This is a genomic window from Mesorhizobium sp. LNHC229A00 (assembly GCF_000502415.1).
Classification (GTDB): Bacteria; Pseudomonadota; Alphaproteobacteria; order Rhizobiales; family Rhizobiaceae; genus Mesorhizobium.
On record NZ_AYWQ01000003.1, the window covers coordinates 438,726 to 455,732 of the forward strand.

Below are 17,007 nucleotides of genomic sequence, written 5' to 3' on the forward strand. Positions count from 1 at the left end.
CCCATGAATGCCATGACCAAAACCCTCCCCGCCACCATGGCCGCCGTGCTGCTCACCGGGCACGGCGGACCGGAAAAGCTCGTCTACCGAACCGACGTGAAAGTGCCTGCGCCCGCGCCAGGTGAAGTGCTGGTGAAAGTCACCGCTTGCGGCATGAATAATACCGATGTCTGGGTGCGCCAGGGCGCCTATGGCACGGAAGAGGACGCGGCCGCCGTTTCGACATGGCGCCGCCAGGGCAACACGCTGACCTTCCCGCGCATCCAGGGCACCGACACTGTCGGCACCATCGTTGCCGTCGGCGAAGGCGTTTCGCCCGATCGAATCGGCGAACGGGTGATGGTCGATTTCTCCATCTACAACCGCGACGACGATTCACTGGCCGACATCGACTATATGGGCCATGGCCGCGACGGTGGTTATGCCGAGTATCAGACCGTGCCGGCCGACAACGCCCATGTTGTCGACACCATTTTGAGCGACGTCGAACTCGCCACCTTCTGCTGCGCCTATCTCACCGGCGAACAGATGCTGGAGCGGGCCAACCTCAAGGCGGGCGAGCGCGTGCTGGTCACCGGCGCGTCGGGCGGCGTCGGCTCCGGCATCGTGCAACTGGCGCGGGCGCGCGGAGCCATTCCTTTTGCTGTCGTGGGCAAAGGCAAGGAAAAGGCGGTGCGCGACATCGGCGCAGAGGCGGTCATCACCCGTGGTGTCGCTGACCTGCCGCAAGCCGTGACCGAGGCGACCGGCGGCCAGCCGATCGATGTGGTCGCCGACCTCGTTGGCGGCGCCATCTTCAACGATCTGCTGCGCATCCTGAGGCCCGAGGGCCGCTACACCACGGCCGGCGCGATCGCAGGTCCGGTCGTCCAGCTCGATCTCAGGACCATGTATCTGAAACAGTTGCAGTTGCACGGCTCGAGCCAGGGCACGCGCGCCGATTTCCGCCGTATCGTTCGCTACATCGAAGAGGGCAAGATCCGGCCGCTTGTCGGCGGCGTCTACAAACTCTCCGATTTCCACCGCGCGCAAGCCGATTTCATCGCCAAGGATTTCGTCGGCAAGCTGGTGGTGGTGCCCGACGCCCTCGCGAGGTGACCTGTCGAAACCTGCATTTCACCTGAAGCTCCCCTCGCCGCTGCTGTCACAACCGCAATGGCTTGCGGACCAGCCGGTAAGCCGCCACAAACGGTGACGCCCGCCGCGCCGTCGGCCCGGGCAGACGGTCACGGGATACAGGCGAGACATGACAGCCCGAATGATACTCCTCGACGCCAAGCCGCTTGGCGTCGAGGATGTCGCCGAGATCGCGCGGCGCAATGCGCGGCTGATGTTGGGCGAGCAGGCGATACGCCGGATCCGGACGAGCCGCGCGCTCATCGAGCAGCTGACGCAACTCGGCAAGCCGATGTACGGCGTCACCACAGGCCTTGGCGCCTGTGTCGACACCCCGCTCGCGCAGGCCGATCTGATCGCCTTCCAGCACAGCGTGCCGCTCAGCCACAGCATGGGCGTCGGCCCGGCCCTTCCGACCGAGGCGGTCCGCGCGCTGATGGCCGCGCGCATTTCGGGCATGGCCGCCGGCGGCACCGGTACTTCCGAACGCGTGGTGATAGGCCTTGTGGCGGCACTCAACGCCGGCGTTCATCCGGTGATCCCGACCTGGGGATCGATCGGAGCTGCGGACCTCGCCCATCTCGGCCACATGGCGCGAGCGCTGCGCGGCGACGGCGAGACGGAGTTCCAGGGCAGGATCATGCCGTCGGCCGAGGCGCTCGCGCTGGCCGGGCTCGAACCGCTCGACCTGCGCGAGAAGGACGGCCATGCCATCATCGTCGCCAACAGCCTGTCGACCGGCACGGCGTGCCTCTGCCTGGAGGATGTCGCCCACCTCATCGACTGGTCGCTGGCCGCGGTGGCGCTCAACCACGAAGCGTTCCGCTCGTCGCTCACCGCCATCGATGAAGCTGCGCTGTCGGCGCGACCAGCGTTCGGCCAGCGGGAGATCGGGGCACGGCTGCGGGCGGAACTCGCAGGAAGCGGGCTGTGGAAGGAGAACGCCGCGCGGCGGCTTCAGGATCCGCTCAGCTATCGCTGCGTGCCGCAGGCATGGGGCGGCCTGTTGCATGCGTTCGAACAGGCAAAGCTGGCAACGGAGATCGAACTGACCCATTCCGGCGACAACCCGGTGATCCTACCGGAGGACGGACGCGTCGTCTCGAACGGCAATTTCGACCTCACCGCGATGACGCTAGCCTGGGAGCAACTCGGCCAGGCGCTTGCGCATTGCGCCGTGGGCACGGCCAATCGCTGCATGAAGCTGATGTCGCCGACCGTGGCGGAACTGCCGCGCTTCCTGTCGGCCAGGGGCGGCAGCCGCCAGGGCTACGCCGAATTACAGAAACCGCTTGCCGCGCTGGAAGCCGAGATCCGGCATCTGGCCAATCCGATTTCGCTCAGCCCGCTTGCCGTATCGGATGGGATCGAGGATCAGTCGTCGATGGCACCACGGGTGGTGGCCAAGACAGCCGAGATTGTCGAACGCCTGCGCTATCTCGTGGCGATGGAGCTGATCTTCGCGGCGACGGGCGTGGAGTTGCGCGGCGTCGTCGCCAGCATGGGCGAAGGACCACGGCGCACCTATGCCGCCGTGCGTGCGCTCGTCAGCCCGCTCGACGACGACCGCGAGATGAGCGCGGACATGACGCGGGTCGCCCGGATGGTGGCGGGTCCCCGAGACTGAGTTCCGGCTTATCGCTGGAAAGGTCCTCTGAGGTTGAGGTTCTCGGCCAGAAGACAGAAGCGGTCGATCAACCGGACAAGGTCTTCGCCCTGCTCGGCGACAACGGCGCCTCGCTCGGCAGGCGAGGTATCGGAGAGAGCCTTCCACAACCGGCCTTGGCGATCGCAGAGATCCGCCAGCTCGGAACATTGGCTAGCGGTCAGTTTCACGAGCTGGCCGGAGGTCACCGGTCCAATGCCTGGAGGCGTGGTTGCTCCAAGGGAAAGATAGGCCGGCGGCACGCTGCCTTTTGCGTTCGTCACCGACTTTCGGCTGATGACATCGAAGATCTGGTCGACGGCCTGCTTGGCGCCGGCGACGCGCGAGGGATGATCCGTATCGGCTGCCGCATGCGGGAGGAGCTCAAGCCTGGCGCCATGCTTCTCGACGAGGCCGAGATAGGGCAGCATCGGCCCGGAAAGGCGTCCGGTCGCGGCATCCTTGAACAGGTCGGCATCGATGGCGGCATGACGCACCCTGCCCGAGGACAAGGCTTCGCCGAGGGCCGCAACGTCGACAAGCTCGCCGCGATCGTAGTTGATCAGCACCGCGCCTCTGTTCATGCGCGACAGGACATCCGCGCCGATGAGCCCGGCATTGGCGTAGCGGCCGGTCTGTGCATCCTGCTTACCCAGGCCGACATGAACACTCAACACATCGGCACCATCAGCCGCATCGACGAGGTCCGCCACATAGACAAAGCCTTCGGCCTCAATCCAGTCCCGATGCCGGGGCCGTGCGTGGATCACCACGCGCATACCGAAGGCCCGGGCCAGTTTGGCGACCTCGCGGCCGATATTGCCGTAGCCGACGATCGCGATCGTCTTGCCTTCGAGCTTTTCGGTCGGGAAATCGCGCAGCTCCCTGCCGGTGTCGAAGGCGCCGTGCGCCACCCGGTTGTGAAGCAAGTCCACCGGGAGATCCGGCAGCACTTTCAGGATCGCCTTCATCACCATCTGCGCCGTGGCGCGGCTGTTGATGCCGGGCGTATTCATCAGCACGGCCGTACCGCCCTCGCCGCTGCCGCCGCCCCAGGAATGCGAGCCCATATTGCCGGTGCCGGCGCCGATGCGCACGCCGGCGAGCGGAAAGACGGTTTCGGCGGGCAGGAAGGTCGCGGCGGCGATGACGGCATCATAGCGTCCATCGCCGGCGACTTCGATCAGCTCTTCGCGGGTACTGAGGTCCGGCTGATAGAAGAAATGCACGCGGCCACGCTCAAGCCCTGCTTTGTCGCCAAGCACAGCCGCATGAAAGCGGCCGCCCTTGGCTTCGATATGCGCACGCACCTCCGAAGGGTCGGGCTTTCCGTCGGCATCGAAACGCAGCCCGATCAGATCGCAGACCAGCACGGCGTAGGCGCGTTGGGGATCGACCGGTTCAACGGCGCGGGTGTCGGTATTTGCGATCACGTCGGTTTCCCTCATGCGAGAACGGAGTCCTGCTGGTCCGGCAGGCTTTGAACAATCAGAACCTATCCGCCCGGAACGGCGCGAGATCGATCACCGGCGGCAGACCAGCGGCGAGTTGCGACACGATCTCGCCGTTCAGGTACAGTGCGATGCCGCCATTGGCCCTTGAACGGGCAGGTCGGACGCGCGTAAAATCGCGCTATCTGATTGAGTCTGCTACATTCGTTCGGGCTAATGCCCGGATCGGTCTGGGTATTTCCTTGCACACGGATGCGACCAGCGCGGCCAGGCGCGGCAAATCATTTGCCCATGTGGCGGAAGCCTCCTGGGGCAAGGGCCTCAGCACCTTGCTGCGCATCGTGCGCATGACGCTGCGCCATCCCTGGCAGGTTGCCATCACCCTCATCTCGACCTTTATCGCGGCGACGCTGCAGCTCTTCATTCCGCGTCTCCTGGGGCGCGCCATAGACCAGGCGCAAGGAGTGATGGCGGCCGGTGCCGGCACCGCGGCCGAGCAGGCGCTGTGGAATACGGCGCTGACGCTGTTGGTCGTCAGCATCCTGCGCGGCCTCTTCACCATGGCGCAGAATTACTATGGCGAGGCCGTCGGCCACCGGACAGGCTATGAGCTGCGGCTCGCTTTCTACGAGAAGATCCAGCGGCTGAGCTTTTCCTTCCACGACAAGGTCCATACCGGCGATCTCATCACCCTCGGGCTGCTCGACCTCGACGGCGTGCGCATGTTCTTTTCGACCGGTATCCTGCGCGTGGTGCTGCTTGGCGTGCTGATCGGTGTCGGCGCCTATCTGTTGATCAGCACCGATCTCGTGCTCGGGTTGTTGAGCCTCAGCTTCGTGCCGTTTGTTGCCTGGCGCTCATCGGTGACGCAGCTCCGACTGCGCAGCACCTGGCTGACGCTGCAGGAGCGGCTGTCGGTGCTGAGCCGAGTGATGGACGAGAATCTCGGCGGCATCCGTGTCGTGCGCGCCTTCGCGGCTCAAAGGCATGAACTGGCAAAATTCGACCGTGCCAAACGGGACGCACTGGACCTCGCCAATGAGCGCGTCGAGATCCGCGTCTCGAACACCAGCGCCATGAATTTTTCCTTCCTTGCCGCCATGGGCCTGGTGCTCTGGTTCGGCGGCCAGAAGGTGATCGCGGGTCAGATCAGCGTCGGCACGCTGGCCCAGTTCCTCACCTTCATGACGATATTGCAGATGCCGGTGCGCCAGCTCGGCCTGATGGTCAACTCCTTCGCGCGCGCCTCGACCTGCGGCACGCGGCTGTTCGAACTGCTCGACGCGGAGCTCGACATCGAGGATGCGCCCGACGCAAGGGAGCTCGTCATCACCGAGGGCGTGCTGCGCTTCGACAATGTCGGTTTCCGCTATGAGGGCGCGGGCGAGCGTCCGACGCTTTCCGGCGTTTCCTTCGAAGCCAGGCCCGGCGAAACCGTCGGCATCGTCGGGCCGCCAGGCAGCGGCAAATCGACCATCGCGCATCTGATCCCGCGCTTCTACGACGTGACCTCGGGCGCAATCACCATCGACGGACAAGACATCCGCAAGGTCACGCTGCAATCGCTGCGCAAGGCGGTCGGCGTCGTGCAGCAGGATGCGTTCCTGTTTACCACCTCGATCGAGAACAACATCGCCTACGGCAATCCCTGGGCGCGCGAGACCCGCATCGGCCAGGCCGCCGAATATGCCCAGCTGCACAATTACATCATCGGGCTTCCGGCCGGCTACACCACGGTCGTAGGCGAACGCGGCGCCTCGCTTTCCGGCGGCCAGCGGCAGCGCCTGACCATCGCGCGCAGCCTGATGCTAAGACCATCGGTGCTGGTCTTCGACGATTCCACGGCCGCGGTCGACGCCGGCACCGAGCAGCGGATCCGGGTGGCGATGAAGCGCTTCGCCAGGGATCGCGTGACGCTCATCATTTCGCATCGGCTGAGTTCGCTGATGCATGCCGACCAGATCCTGTTCGTCGAGGGCGGCCGGATCGCGGAACGCGGCACGCATGAGCAATTGCTGGCGCTCGACGGTCGTTACCGCGCGCTTTACGACCTGCAGTTGCGGCCGGACGACGATCGGCTCGAGGGAGCCGCCTGATGTCGACACAGGACGACGAGAAGGAAGACACAAGCCGACGCCCGACCAAGGCCGTCGTCGGCTCGCACCGCGATGAGGAAGAGGTCTTCGGCAAGGCCTACGATCCGCGCATCGTCAGGCGCATCTGGAGCTTCGTCAGACCATATGGGGGCCGGATCTTCATCTCGGTCGCGGCGGTGCTGGTGTTCACGCTGACGCAGTTGGCGATTCCGCTGGTCATCCGCTACGCCATCGATCACGGCATGGCGCCAGGCAGGCTCGACCGTTCAGTGATGATCACCGCGATCGCCGTTTTTGCCGCGATCATCCTCATCAACTATGCCGCCAGCCATGTCCAGGAGAGCGTCGTCGGCAAGGTGGCGGAGAACGTGCTGTCCGACCTGCGCCGCGCCATGTTCAGCCACCTGCAGCGGGTCTCTCTGGGCTTCATGGACAAGACCGAGGTCGGCCGGCTGATGTCGCGCCTGCAGGGCGACGTCAATTCGATGCAGGAATTCCTCGAGACGTCCGTGATGTCGGTTGGCGACATCGTGCTTCTTTTCGGCATCGTCACCGTCCTGTTGTGGCTCGACTTCCGGCTCGGGCTGCTGACGCTGTCGACCATGCCGGCGCTGTTCATCGTGCGCCTGTTCTGGCTGCCGCGCGCCAAGGTCGCCTTCATGGCCGCGCACGAGACCAACTCCATCGCCAACGGGGCGCTGGCCGAAGGCATCCACGGCGTGCGTACGGTGCAGAGCCTGGAGCGCCAGCACGTCAATTTCGATCTCTATGACGAGAAGGTGCTGGCCAATCTCAACGCCCATCTGCGGTCGGCGCGATACGCGCAGGTGATGGTGCCGATCGTAGACACACTGACCGGCATCGCCATGGCGACCGTGATCGTCGTCGGCGGGTCGATGGTGCTGTCGCACAGTCTCGACATCGGCGTGATGGTGGCGTTCCTGTTCTACATCCAGCGCTTCTTCGACCCGATCCGCTCGCTCACCATGCAATACAGCGTCATGCAGCGCGCCATGGCGTCGGGCCAGCGCATCTCAGAAGTGCTCGACGTGCCCGTGGATGTCAGCGACAAGGAAGATGCGGTGGCGCTGTCGCGCGACATGGACGGTTCGGTCGAGTTCCGGAATGTCACCTTCGGCTACCGGCCTAACCAGCCGGTGCTGAAGAACATCTCCTTCCGCGTCAGTCCAGGCGAGACGGTCGCGCTTGTCGGACCGACCGGATCAGGCAAGTCGAGTTCGATGGCGCTGGTGCACCGCTTCTACGATGTCTGGTCGGGTGAGGTCCTGGTCGGCGGCCATGACGTGCGCGACCTGACGCAGGATTCGCTCGGCGATCAGGTAGCCATGGTGCTGCAGGAGCCGTTCCTGTTCTCCGGCACGGTGCTTGAGAACATCCGCTATCACAAGACCGGCGCCAGCCGCGAAGAGGTGGTGCGCGCCGCACAGGCCGTCGGCGCGCATGACTTCATCGAGCAACTGCCTGACGGCTACGACACCGAACTCGAGCAGCGCGGCGGCAATCTCTCGCTCGGCCAGCGCCAACTGATCAGCTTCGCGCGGGCGCTGGTGGCCGACGCCAAGATCCTGGTGCTCGACGAAGCCACCGCCAGCATCGATTCCTACACCGAGATGCTGATCCAGAAGGCATTGATCAAGCTGCTCGAAGGGCGCACCGGGTTGGTCATCGCGCACCGGCTGGCGACCATACGGGGCGCCGACCGCATCATCGTGCTGCAGAATGGCGAGATCGTCGAAAGCGGCAACCATGAACAGTTGATGACGAGAAAAGGTCTTTACGCCCGCCTCTACAACATGAACTACGCTTCCTTCGACGACGTTTCCGAGGAAGAAATGGGAACGGACGCTTCGGTCGGCAAAGCGACGTGACCGGTGCCGGCAGGGTGCGAGCCGACGGATTGCCTGATGCCTCCGACAAAACCTATTTGCGAGATCCCATGACGTTGCCGCCAACGAGTTCCGGCGTCAGGACGTGGCTTTGCCCGCAATGAGGCCCAGCAGCATCGCGGCGATCGACACGCCGAGCGACACGCTGAGCTGTTGCAGCACGCCGCCAAGGCTGGTGGCGTGGATGAGCTTGTCGCGAGCGCTTGCGGGACCATCCAGTGGACGCTCGGCCCACGGCCCGTGATCCCTGTCCGCCGCGGGGCCGACGAAGGTTGCTGGCATCACGCCATTTCGGGACGTCTCGACGCCTCGCGGATCGCCTTGTGCACGCCGCGTTGCAAATCCATGAAGGCGGGGGTCTCCATGACCTCTTCCCGGCGCGGGCGTTCGATGTCGACGTTGAAGGTCTGCATGATGCGTCCCGGGCCGATCCCCATGACGACGATGCGGTCCGATAGGTAAACGGCCTCCTCCACGTCATGCGTGACGAACAGCACCGTGAGCCGGTGCTCCTCCCAGATCTGGGTCAGCAGTTCCTGCATCTGGTGTCGGGTCAAAGCATCGAGCGCGCCGAAGGGCTCGTCCATCAGCAGCATTTTGGGGCGATAGGAGAGCGCGCGCGCGATGGCGACGCGCTGCTTCATGCCGCCCGACAGTTCGGACGGGAAGCGATCGGCGCTTTGCGTGAGCTTGACGAGGTCGAGATGCTCGAGCGCGATCTCGCGGCAGGCGGCGCGATCATAGCCGGCGGCCTTCAGGGCAAACTCGATATTCTGCCGCGCCGTCAGCCAGGGGAGCAACGTATAGGACTGGAAGACAACACCACGGTCGAGGCCCGGCTGCAGGATCGGCGCGCCATCGATGCTGAGATCGCCGGCGTCGAAATCCTGTAGTCCCGCGACGATCGACAGCAGCGTGCTCTTGCCGCAGCCCGACGTGCCGACGAGGGAGACGAACTCGTTGTCGGCGAGGTCGAGATTGATGTCCCGCAGCACTTGCGTGCGCCGCTCTCCGGTGCCGAAGCTCTTGTCGAGACCGGCGATGCGCAATTTGGGAACAGTCACCGGCGGTTCCTCATTGCGGGTGGCCTTCCTGTCGGAACAGCACCTTCTCCAGGGCCTTCATGGCTTGGTCGGTGATGAGGCCGAGCACGCCAAGCAGCAGGATGTAACCGATGATGGTGTTTGTCTGGAAATAGCGCTGCGACACGGTAATGCGATAGCCAAGGCCGGATGTCGCCGCGACGAGTTCGGCCAGCACCAGCCAGGTCCATGCCCAGCCGAGGCTGATGCGCAGCGTGTCCCAGATGCCCGGCAGGGCGCTGGGAACGACGATGCGCGTCAGGATCTTGCGGTCCGGCAGGCCGAGCGTGCGCCCAAGGCCGATGAAGTCGGTGGGAACCCGTTTCACATTGTCCATGATCATCAGCACCTGCTGGAAAAAAGTGCCGATGAAGATGATCAGGAATTTCTGGGTATCGCCGGTACCGGCCCACAGGATGGAGAGCGGCACGAAGGCGACAACCGGCATGTAGCGGATGAAATCGACCAGCGGCTCGATGGCCGCCTCCCAGGAGCGGAAACTGCCGATCAGCACGCCGATCGGTATGGACAGTGCCGAGGCGAGGAGGAAGCCGATGGAAATGCGGTACATCGAGGCCCTGAGGTCGAGCCACAAGGTGCCGTCGGCGGCGAGCTTGGCGATCTGGGTCGCAACGCTGCCCGGCGACGGCAGGAAGATGGGTTTCACCCATCCCAGCCCGGTCGCCGCCCACCAGGCGAGGCCAAGGCCGACAAAGACGGCCACCGCTATCGCCAGGAAACGCGACCGGGCGATGGGCACGCCGATCCCGGAGGACCGGCGTCGCCTTGCCTGTTTTGCGGCGGGCGCTCGTGCCGGGCGGGCCAAGCCGGTTTTCGCGGGAGGCTCTCCGGACATCCGCGTTACCACCGCGATCCGGATCTCGTCACCGCGCCGCCTTGACGAAGGACGGATCGATCATCTGCTCCGGCGTCACATCGGCCTGCAGAAGCTTGGCGTTCTTGGCGGCCGCTTCGACATCGGCGAATGTCTTGGTGGTAAACTCTCCGGTGAGCGCCGTCTTGTTTTCGGCGAGCGAATAGTAGCGCACCCCGTCGAAAGCGGTGTTGAGGTCCTTGACGTCGGAACCGACCGCCTTGGCGATGATGGCGCGGCCGCCGGGGGTGTCGGCGTTATAGTCCTTGAGCGCGGCGTCCCAGCTCTTGATCATGGCCAGCACCTGGCCGGGTCGCGATTTAATCACCTCATCGCGCACCACCAGCACGTCGCTGATCAGGCCGGGATCCTCGCCGGCGGTGAACAGCAGCTTGACGTCCTTGTTCTGCGCCATGGCGACAGTTAGGTACGGCTCGTAGGTGACCGCGACCGGCACCTGGCCCGCGATCAGGGCGCCGCCGGCGTCGGCGGCCGGCATCGGAACCGGCTGGATATCGGCGACCGACATGCCGTTCCTGGCGAGCGCGTATTTGAGCAGGATGTCGCTCGTCGTGCCTTCCTCGAAAGCGACCTGCTTGCCCTTGAGATCGGCGATGGAGGTGACATCCTTGCCCGCGACGATGGCGTCGGCGGTCATGGAGACATCGAGCAGCAGCACGATCTTCACCGGCAGACCGGCCGCAACCATGCCCATCGCCGTGTGGGTGGCGATGTTGGCGGCGTCGAGCTGGCCGCTTGCGAGCGCCGCGTTGATATCCTTGTCCTCGGCAAAATTGACGATCTGGACGTCCGACAGACCGTTTGTCTTGAACAGTCCCTTGGCCTCGGCGACGTGCCACTGGCCATATCCAAGCCACGGCTCGATGCCTATCTTGAACGATCCAGCTTCAGCTGTCGTCGGGATGGCAGCATCGGCTGCGTGGGCCGCCGGGGCGGTGGCGAGCCCGATCGCGGCGGCCATCACGAGCGCGCGAAATTGTCCTGCTAGGTTAAGCGTCATCTTTCGTTCCCCTTGATGATCAGACCGCTTTTTACCCAGGCATCCGGTCTGGTGAGACTGCGGGGTTCTGCTCTTGCGGCACTGTGCCTCGGCGTCTTGCCCGCCACTTCATGGTTGAAGCGCTAACATATTTCAGCGGCAGCGGCAGCGGATGTCAAGGCTGAAATACATACATGCATATACAAGTTGGAGGGACTCAAATTTCAGGTTGATCCAGCTCGGCGGCTTGCATTGGCTCGTCGCCTTCAGCTCGCTTTGGAAGGCGAGTAGCGGCTGCCGAGCGAGTAGCGGCTGCCGGCATAGGTCAGCTTGCTGATCGTGGCCACGACTGCCCCCGTCCATGTCCTGCGATGCAGGAGAAGGCAGCAACTGCCGACATCGATGCCGAGATGCTGTGCCGTCTCCTTGTCAGCCGGGATCGCGGAGATGATATGCTCGACCTCGGTCACCGGCGTCTTCTGCATCAGGTAGTCATAGGTCGCGGTCTTGGTGAAGTCCTGCTTGTCGTAGTCGGGGATCAGGTCCGGATTGACGAAACGCTCTTCCAGTTGCACCGGCAAGTCGTTCTCGAAATTGACAACGACGGAGTGATAGATCGAAACCCGCTTCGCAAACTCGAACGACAGTGCCAGTTCCTTGGTCGGCATCATCGCTTCGAGAACGAGAACTTCGGAACGATGGCTGTTGCCGCGCTCGACGATCTCCGCCGCGATATTGTTGATCTCGATCAGCGTCGACTGCGGCCGGGGCGGCGCGATGAATGTTCCCACACCTTGCAGCCGGATCAGGAATCCCGCCGAGGTCAGCTCCCGCAGGGCCCGGTGAACCGTCATCCGCGACACGCCCAGTGAGGCCACCAGCTCATTCTCGGACGGCAGCTTGCGGTCCTTGCCCCACCGGCCCGTCCCGATGTTGGTCAGGATGTAGTCCTTCACCTTCTCGTAGAGGGGGCTTGCCGTGTCGGGCAAATCGATCATTTCAAAAACCCTTTCCGGCAGGTTGCCGCATGCGGATGATTGTTTTCAAGCCATCGCTGCTTCCCGCCAACAGCCGCTCATAGGCGGCTGGAATGTCGTCCAGACCGATCTCGCAATCGACAAGGGCCAGCAGCGGTTCACTCAGTTCACCCAGCATCCGCACAGCGTCGGGCAATTCGTCCGCGAAAGCATGGCAGCCGAGCAACGCGATCTCGCGTTCGACAAGAACATTGGGGTCGATGTCGAGGCGGCCATGGAAGATGCCGACCATCGCTATCGCGCCACCAGGATCGAGAACGCCGAGTAGCTGGCCGAACGCCGCGACGCTGCCGGTCGCCTCGACGGCCGCCAGCAGCGGGACGCTGGCGGTAGCGGCTGCAACGGCATCGCGGTCGAGACCGACAATCGTGGCGCCCGTCACCCGCGCCACGCGGGCGCAGCGCGCCTGGTTGCGGTCGGCGACAAGCACCGTGCCGGCGAAGGTTCGCGAAAGCAACAGCGCGGCAAGACCGCCGATCGGCCCGCAGCCGACGACCAGAACCGAACCTGCCGTCTTCGGCAGACGCCGCACCGCGTGCAGCGCGACGGCAAGCGGCTCGGCCATCGCCGCGACACGCTCGTCAAGGCTGGCGTCGATTACATGCAGCAGACGTGCGGGCAATACCGCCTGTTCGGCAAAACCCCCGTCGCAGATTTCACCAACGAAGCCCAGCGTGACGCAGAGTTGCCGCTTGCCGGCACGGCATTGCGCGCAGTCTCCGCACCAGAAACGGGAATCGGCGACGACCCTGTCGCCGACGGCGATGGTATCGACCCCCTCGCCCAGGGCGATCACCGTGCCGGTCAACTCATGGCCGGCCGTCGAGGGCGACCGGCTTATCCATTGACCGGTGCGGAAATTGTGCAGGTCCGAACCGCAGATGCCGGCGGCATCGACCCTGAGCTTTACCCAGCCNATGCCTGGCGCGGCGATGTCCTCGACGCGCAGATCGCCCTGTCCATAAAGTCGTGCCGCCTTCATCGCGATCGTCTCCGCTCAACCGGCGAGATAGCGGTCGCGGATCTCCGAGACCGCGTTTTCGTGCGAGCTGAACCCCTCGTAGCGGGCGAGCCGGCGAGCATGCTGCGCCAGTTCCGGATAGGCGGCCGAGGTGACATAGCCGACCGAGGAGCGCTTGACGAAATCCGTCACCGAAAGCGGCCCATAGGTTCGCGCCCAGCGGCTGGTCGGCAGCACCGCATTCGGCCCCAGGACGAAGTTGGCAAGAGTGACCGGCGTATGCGGGCCCATGAGGATTTCGGCCGCCTCGGTGATGGGGCCGAGATGCGCGAACGGCTCCTTCGACAGGATTTCCAGATGTTCGGGCGCGTAGTCGTTGATGAAGCGATAGCTTTCCTGCAGCGACGCCGTCAGCACGATGCCGCCGCGCTTTCCGGTCAGCACCGCCCGCGAGAATTCCACACGCTGTTCGGTCATCCGCGACCAGTGGTCGGGAAGTGCAGCAAGTGCTGCCTCGGCGACCTTGCGGCTGTGCGTCACCAGATAGGCTGAAGAATCCGGCCCGTGCTCGGCTTCGATCAGCAGATCGAGCGCGGCAAGGCCTCCGTCGACACTGTCGTCGGCAAAGATGATGGCTTCCGACGGTCCGGCAGGCAGGCCCGTATTGATGATCGAGGACAGCACGCTCTTGGCCGCCACCACCCAGGGGCTGCCCGGGCCGACGATCTTGAGTGCCGGCTTCACCGTCTCGGTGCCGTAGGCGACGGCGGCAACGGCTTGAGCGCCGCCGCACTTGTAGACGGTCCCGACGCCGGCAAGGCGAGCGGCGACCAGCGTGGCCGCGTCCACCGACCCATCCGGGGTTGGCGGCGTCACGATCGCGATCCGCGGCACGCCGGCAATCACAGCCGGAACCGACGTCATCATCGTCACCGACGGAAAGGCGCCCTTGCCGCGCGGCACGTAGAGCGCGACCGATGCGATCGGCGTGTACCTGTCGCCGGCATAGGCGCCTGGCCGGATCTCCTTGAGCCACATGGTTTCCGGCTTCTGCTCCTCATGAAAATGCCTGATATTCTCGATGCCGAACCTGATGCTCTCCACGACATCCTTCTCGACCTTGTCGAAGGCCGCGTCGAACTCCGCTTCCGACACTTTCAGTCCGCCTTCCGCCACATTGGCCTTGTCGAACTCCCTGGCGAAGCGGATCAGGGCGGCGTCACCCTCTTCCCTGACGGCCTGGATGATCGGGCGGACCTTTTCGACGAAGGCCGACAGATCGCCCTCGGCGCGTTTCAGCAGACCGGCCCGTTGCGCAGTATCTAGGGATGACAGATCGTGGAAGCTGATGTCGGACATGGGGTGCTCCTTCTGTTCAGAGCAATGCGCCGGCCGGTCACATTGCGGAAGACTTTGTTCCCGAACTGGGCGAGCCGCCTCAGATCGATGCGAGGAAACCGCCATCCACCGGAATGGACTGGCCGGTAATGTAGGCTGACGCGTCCGAAGCAAGGAACACGGCGACGCCGTGCAAGTCGCGCAGATCGCCGAAACGATGCTGCGGGATCTTGCCGAGCATGGATTGCCGCCACGCCTCGTTGGCGTAGAACACCTCTGTCATCGCTGTCCTGAAATAACCTGGGGCGATGGCGTTGACCCTGATGCCAAGCTGCGCCCATTCCGCTGCCAGCGCCCGGGTCATGCCGAGCAGGCCCGACTTGGACGAGCCGTATGGCACCGCCGTCGGAATGCCGACTTCTGAAGTCAACGAGCAGAGATTGATGATGGCGCCGGGCCGCCCGGCGTCCCGCATCTGCCGTGCCGCCGCCTGAGCGCAGAAGAACGCGCCTTTGAGATTGGTGTCGACGATCCGGTCCCACAGCGGCTCGTCAACGTCGAGCGAGGGCCGGACCTCTTCCAGTCCGGCATTGTTGACGAGAATGTCGAGGCCGCCAAGCAGGCGATCTGCCTCGGCAGCAGCCGTTCGGCACTGGCCGACATCGGTTACGTCAAGCGCAATGGCGTGCGCAACCCCGCCGGCCGCGCGGATGGCCGCCGTCGTCCCATCAAGCGAGTCCAGGCTACGGGCCGTGACCGCGACGTCGGCGCCGGCCGCGCTCAGCGCCTCGGCGATGCTGCGGCCAATGCCACGGCTGGCGCCGGTGATAAGCGCCTTCCTGCCGGAGAGGTCGAAAAGAGAAGCGTTGCGCATGTGATCCTCCTTGGCCGCTCCTTGGCGCAGAGACTATCAGATCGATTTACATGTACAAGCATGTACAAACAACTTGATTGCGATAGCAGGACGTCATCCGTCGCACGCGCGATCACATAATTGGCTCCTCACGACATGCCACGGGCGGCAGGCCTGTCGTAAATGTCGTGACCTCCCGAAAACATGCAGGATTGCTGGCGTATCCAACACGAGAGTCTGGGTCTGCCGCGCGTGCAGGATATCGGCCATTGAGAGCTATCGTGCCCTCAAGCCGGCCGCCTTGTCGTGAAAGCCTCCGTCCATGAACGAAAGCAGCCCGCCCCTGAGCCTCTATCGCGATACGGCTGGCAGCATCGGCAATTACCCCTCCCTTGCCGGCGCGCGGCGGGCGAGGGTCGCCATCGTCGGTGCTGGCTTCACCGGCCTGTCGACCGCCCTGCATCTGGCGGAAGCCGGCGACGACGTCTGCGTGCTCGATGCCTATCAGCCGGGATGGGGAGCGTCGGGCCGGAATGGCGGCCAGGTCAATCCGGGCCTCAAATACGATCCCGACACGATTGAAGCGATGTTCGGCCCCGAGCTCGGGGCGCGGATGATCGACTTCTCCTACGGTGCTCCGGATTTCACCTTCAACCTAATCAAGCGCCTGTCGATCGATTGCGAGGTCCGGCAGAACGGCACCATACGCGCGGCCATCTGGCCGAAGCCGGAAGCCGCGGTGCGGGCCACGGCCAACCAATGCGAGCGGCGGGGGATGCCGGTCGGCTTGCTTGACGCAAAGGCGATGGCGGCGCGAACCGGCACGGACAGATACATGTTCGGCATGTTCGATGCTCGGGGCGGCGACCTCCATCCCTTGAAATACGCGCTTGGCCTGGCGGCCGCCACGCGGAAGGCCGGCGCGCGGATATTTGGCGGCAGCGAGGTTCTCTCGCTCAGCAGGCAGGCCGGGCGCTGGGTCCTCGAGACCGCAAACGGATCCGTCAGCGCCGAGAAGGTCCTTGTCGCGACAAACGGCTATACGGGAAACTTGTGGCCGGGCCTAGAGCAGTCGCTGGTTCCGGTGTTCAGCGCCATCGCGGCGACCGAACCGCTGTCGCCCACGGTCGCGGACGCAATTCTTCCCGAAAGACCGGTCGTCTACGAGGCCGGCAACATCACCGTCTACTACCGCATCAACGCCCAGAACCGGCTCCTCATGGGCGGACGGGGACCGATGAGGCCCATCGGCGATGCTTCCGCCATCCGCTATCTCACCGATTATGCGCTACGGCTCTGGCCGGCGCTTGCTGGAACGGGGTGGACACATGGCTGGAACGGCCGGGTTGCGATCACTAAAGACCATCTTCTGCACGTTCACGAGCCGGAAGACGGCGTGCTGATCTGCCTTGGCTACAATGGCCGCGGTGTTGCCATGGCCTCGGCGATGGGCAATGCGCTGGCAAACCGCCTGCGCGGCGACGAGACCACTCCCTTCCCGATGCCGATATCGGGACTGAAGCCAATCCGGCTCCACCGCTTCTGGCCGCTTGGCGTCAGGGCGGCGATCATTTCGGGCCGGGTGAAGGACCGGTTCGGCCTCTGACGGAAGAGCACGCCGCTATGCTCCGGTCTTAGCAGCGGATA

14 protein-coding genes are annotated in these 17,007 nt (G+C 64.5%); 5 read left to right on the forward strand and 9 right to left on the reverse strand.

Annotated elements, in window-relative coordinates; genetic code table 11:
- Window positions 1–3 precede the first annotated feature (3 nt).
- Together X742_RS160685 and hutH are read left to right on the forward strand one after the other, a co-directional pair.
- Window positions 4–1,098, forward strand: a complete 1,095-nt coding sequence (locus X742_RS160685; RefSeq protein WP_023771213.1) for an alcohol dehydrogenase family protein — start codon at window positions 4–6, stop codon at window positions 1,096–1,098.
- 148 nt (window positions 1,099–1,246) lie between these two features.
- Window positions 1,247–2,743 carry a histidine ammonia-lyase gene (gene hutH / locus X742_RS160680; RefSeq protein ID WP_023771214.1) on the forward strand — a complete coding sequence of 499 codons (1,497 nt, stop codon included), beginning with the start codon at window positions 1,247–1,249 and terminating at the stop codon, window positions 2,741–2,743.
- Between the two features lie 8 nt (window positions 2,744–2,751).
- Here hutH and X742_RS160675 read toward each other — a convergent pair whose 3' ends face one another.
- Complete coding sequence (locus X742_RS160675; RefSeq protein ID WP_023771215.1) at window positions 2,752–4,194, reverse strand: 2-hydroxyacid dehydrogenase; 1,443 nt, start codon at window positions 4,192–4,194, stop codon at window positions 2,752–2,754.
- A gap of 260 nt (window positions 4,195–4,454) precedes the next feature.
- Between X742_RS160675 and X742_RS160670 the strand changes: the two genes are divergently transcribed.
- Together X742_RS160670 and X742_RS160665 are read left to right on the forward strand one after the other, a co-directional pair.
- Entirely contained in the window at window positions 4,455–6,308 is a 1,854-nt protein-coding gene (locus X742_RS160670) for an ABC transporter ATP-binding protein (protein WP_023771216.1), read from the forward strand.
- The gene (locus tag X742_RS160665) at window positions 6,308–8,197 is read left to right on the forward strand and encodes an ABC transporter ATP-binding protein (RefSeq protein ID WP_032924758.1); all 1,890 of its coding nucleotides are present in this window, start codon (window positions 6,308–6,310) and stop codon (window positions 8,195–8,197) included. Before X742_RS160670 ends, X742_RS160665 begins: the two co-directional genes overlap by 1 nt.
- A 96-nt stretch (window positions 8,198–8,293) precedes the next feature.
- Here the strand turns inward: X742_RS160665 and X742_RS1000000173880 are convergent, their stop codons facing one another.
- The 8 genes from X742_RS1000000173880 to X742_RS160625 all read right to left on the reverse strand — a co-directional run bounded on the left by X742_RS1000000173880 (window position 8,294) and on the right by X742_RS160625 (window position 15,381).
- The gene (locus X742_RS1000000173880; protein WP_023771218.1) at window positions 8,294–8,497 is read right to left on the reverse strand and encodes a hypothetical protein; all 204 of its coding nucleotides are present in this window, start codon (window positions 8,495–8,497) and stop codon (window positions 8,294–8,296) included.
- Entirely contained in the window at window positions 8,497–9,279 is a 783-nt protein-coding gene (locus X742_RS160655) for an ABC transporter ATP-binding protein (RefSeq protein ID WP_015319092.1), read from the reverse strand. The genes X742_RS1000000173880 and X742_RS160655 overlap by 1 nt, the downstream gene beginning before the upstream one ends.
- Window positions 9,280–9,289: 10 nt before the next feature.
- On the reverse strand, window positions 9,290–10,057 hold the full coding sequence (locus X742_RS160650) for an ABC transporter permease (protein WP_198019188.1): 768 nt from the start codon (window positions 10,055–10,057) through the stop codon (window positions 9,290–9,292).
- A 124-nt stretch (window positions 10,058–10,181) separates the two neighbouring features.
- Complete coding sequence (locus tag X742_RS160645) at window positions 10,182–11,192, reverse strand: ABC transporter substrate-binding protein (RefSeq protein WP_023771220.1); 1,011 nt, start codon at window positions 11,190–11,192, stop codon at window positions 10,182–10,184.
- A gap of 245 nt (window positions 11,193–11,437) precedes the next feature.
- Window positions 11,438–12,169, reverse strand: a complete 732-nt coding sequence (gene hutC / locus X742_RS160640; protein ID WP_023771221.1) for a histidine utilization repressor — start codon at window positions 12,167–12,169, stop codon at window positions 11,438–11,440.
- Between the two features lies 1 nt (window position 12,170).
- The gene (locus X742_RS160635; protein WP_023771222.1) at window positions 12,171–13,190 is read right to left on the reverse strand and encodes an alcohol dehydrogenase catalytic domain-containing protein; all 1,020 of its coding nucleotides are present in this window, start codon (window positions 13,188–13,190) and stop codon (window positions 12,171–12,173) included.
- 15 nt (window positions 13,191–13,205) lie between these two features.
- On the reverse strand, window positions 13,206–14,528 hold the full coding sequence (gene hisD, locus X742_RS160630; RefSeq protein WP_023771223.1) for a histidinol dehydrogenase: 1,323 nt from the start codon (window positions 14,526–14,528) through the stop codon (window positions 13,206–13,208).
- A 79-nt stretch (window positions 14,529–14,607) separates the two neighbouring features.
- Window positions 14,608–15,381 carry a glucose 1-dehydrogenase gene (locus tag X742_RS160625; RefSeq protein WP_023771224.1) on the reverse strand — a complete coding sequence of 258 codons (774 nt, stop codon included), beginning with the start codon at window positions 15,379–15,381 and terminating at the stop codon, window positions 14,608–14,610.
- Window positions 15,382–15,682: 301 nt separating this feature from the next.
- Between X742_RS160625 and X742_RS160620 the strand changes: the two genes are divergently transcribed.
- Complete coding sequence (locus X742_RS160620; protein ID WP_023771225.1) at window positions 15,683–16,966, forward strand: FAD-binding oxidoreductase; 1,284 nt, start codon at window positions 15,683–15,685, stop codon at window positions 16,964–16,966.
- Window positions 16,967–17,007: the final 41 nt, after the last annotated feature.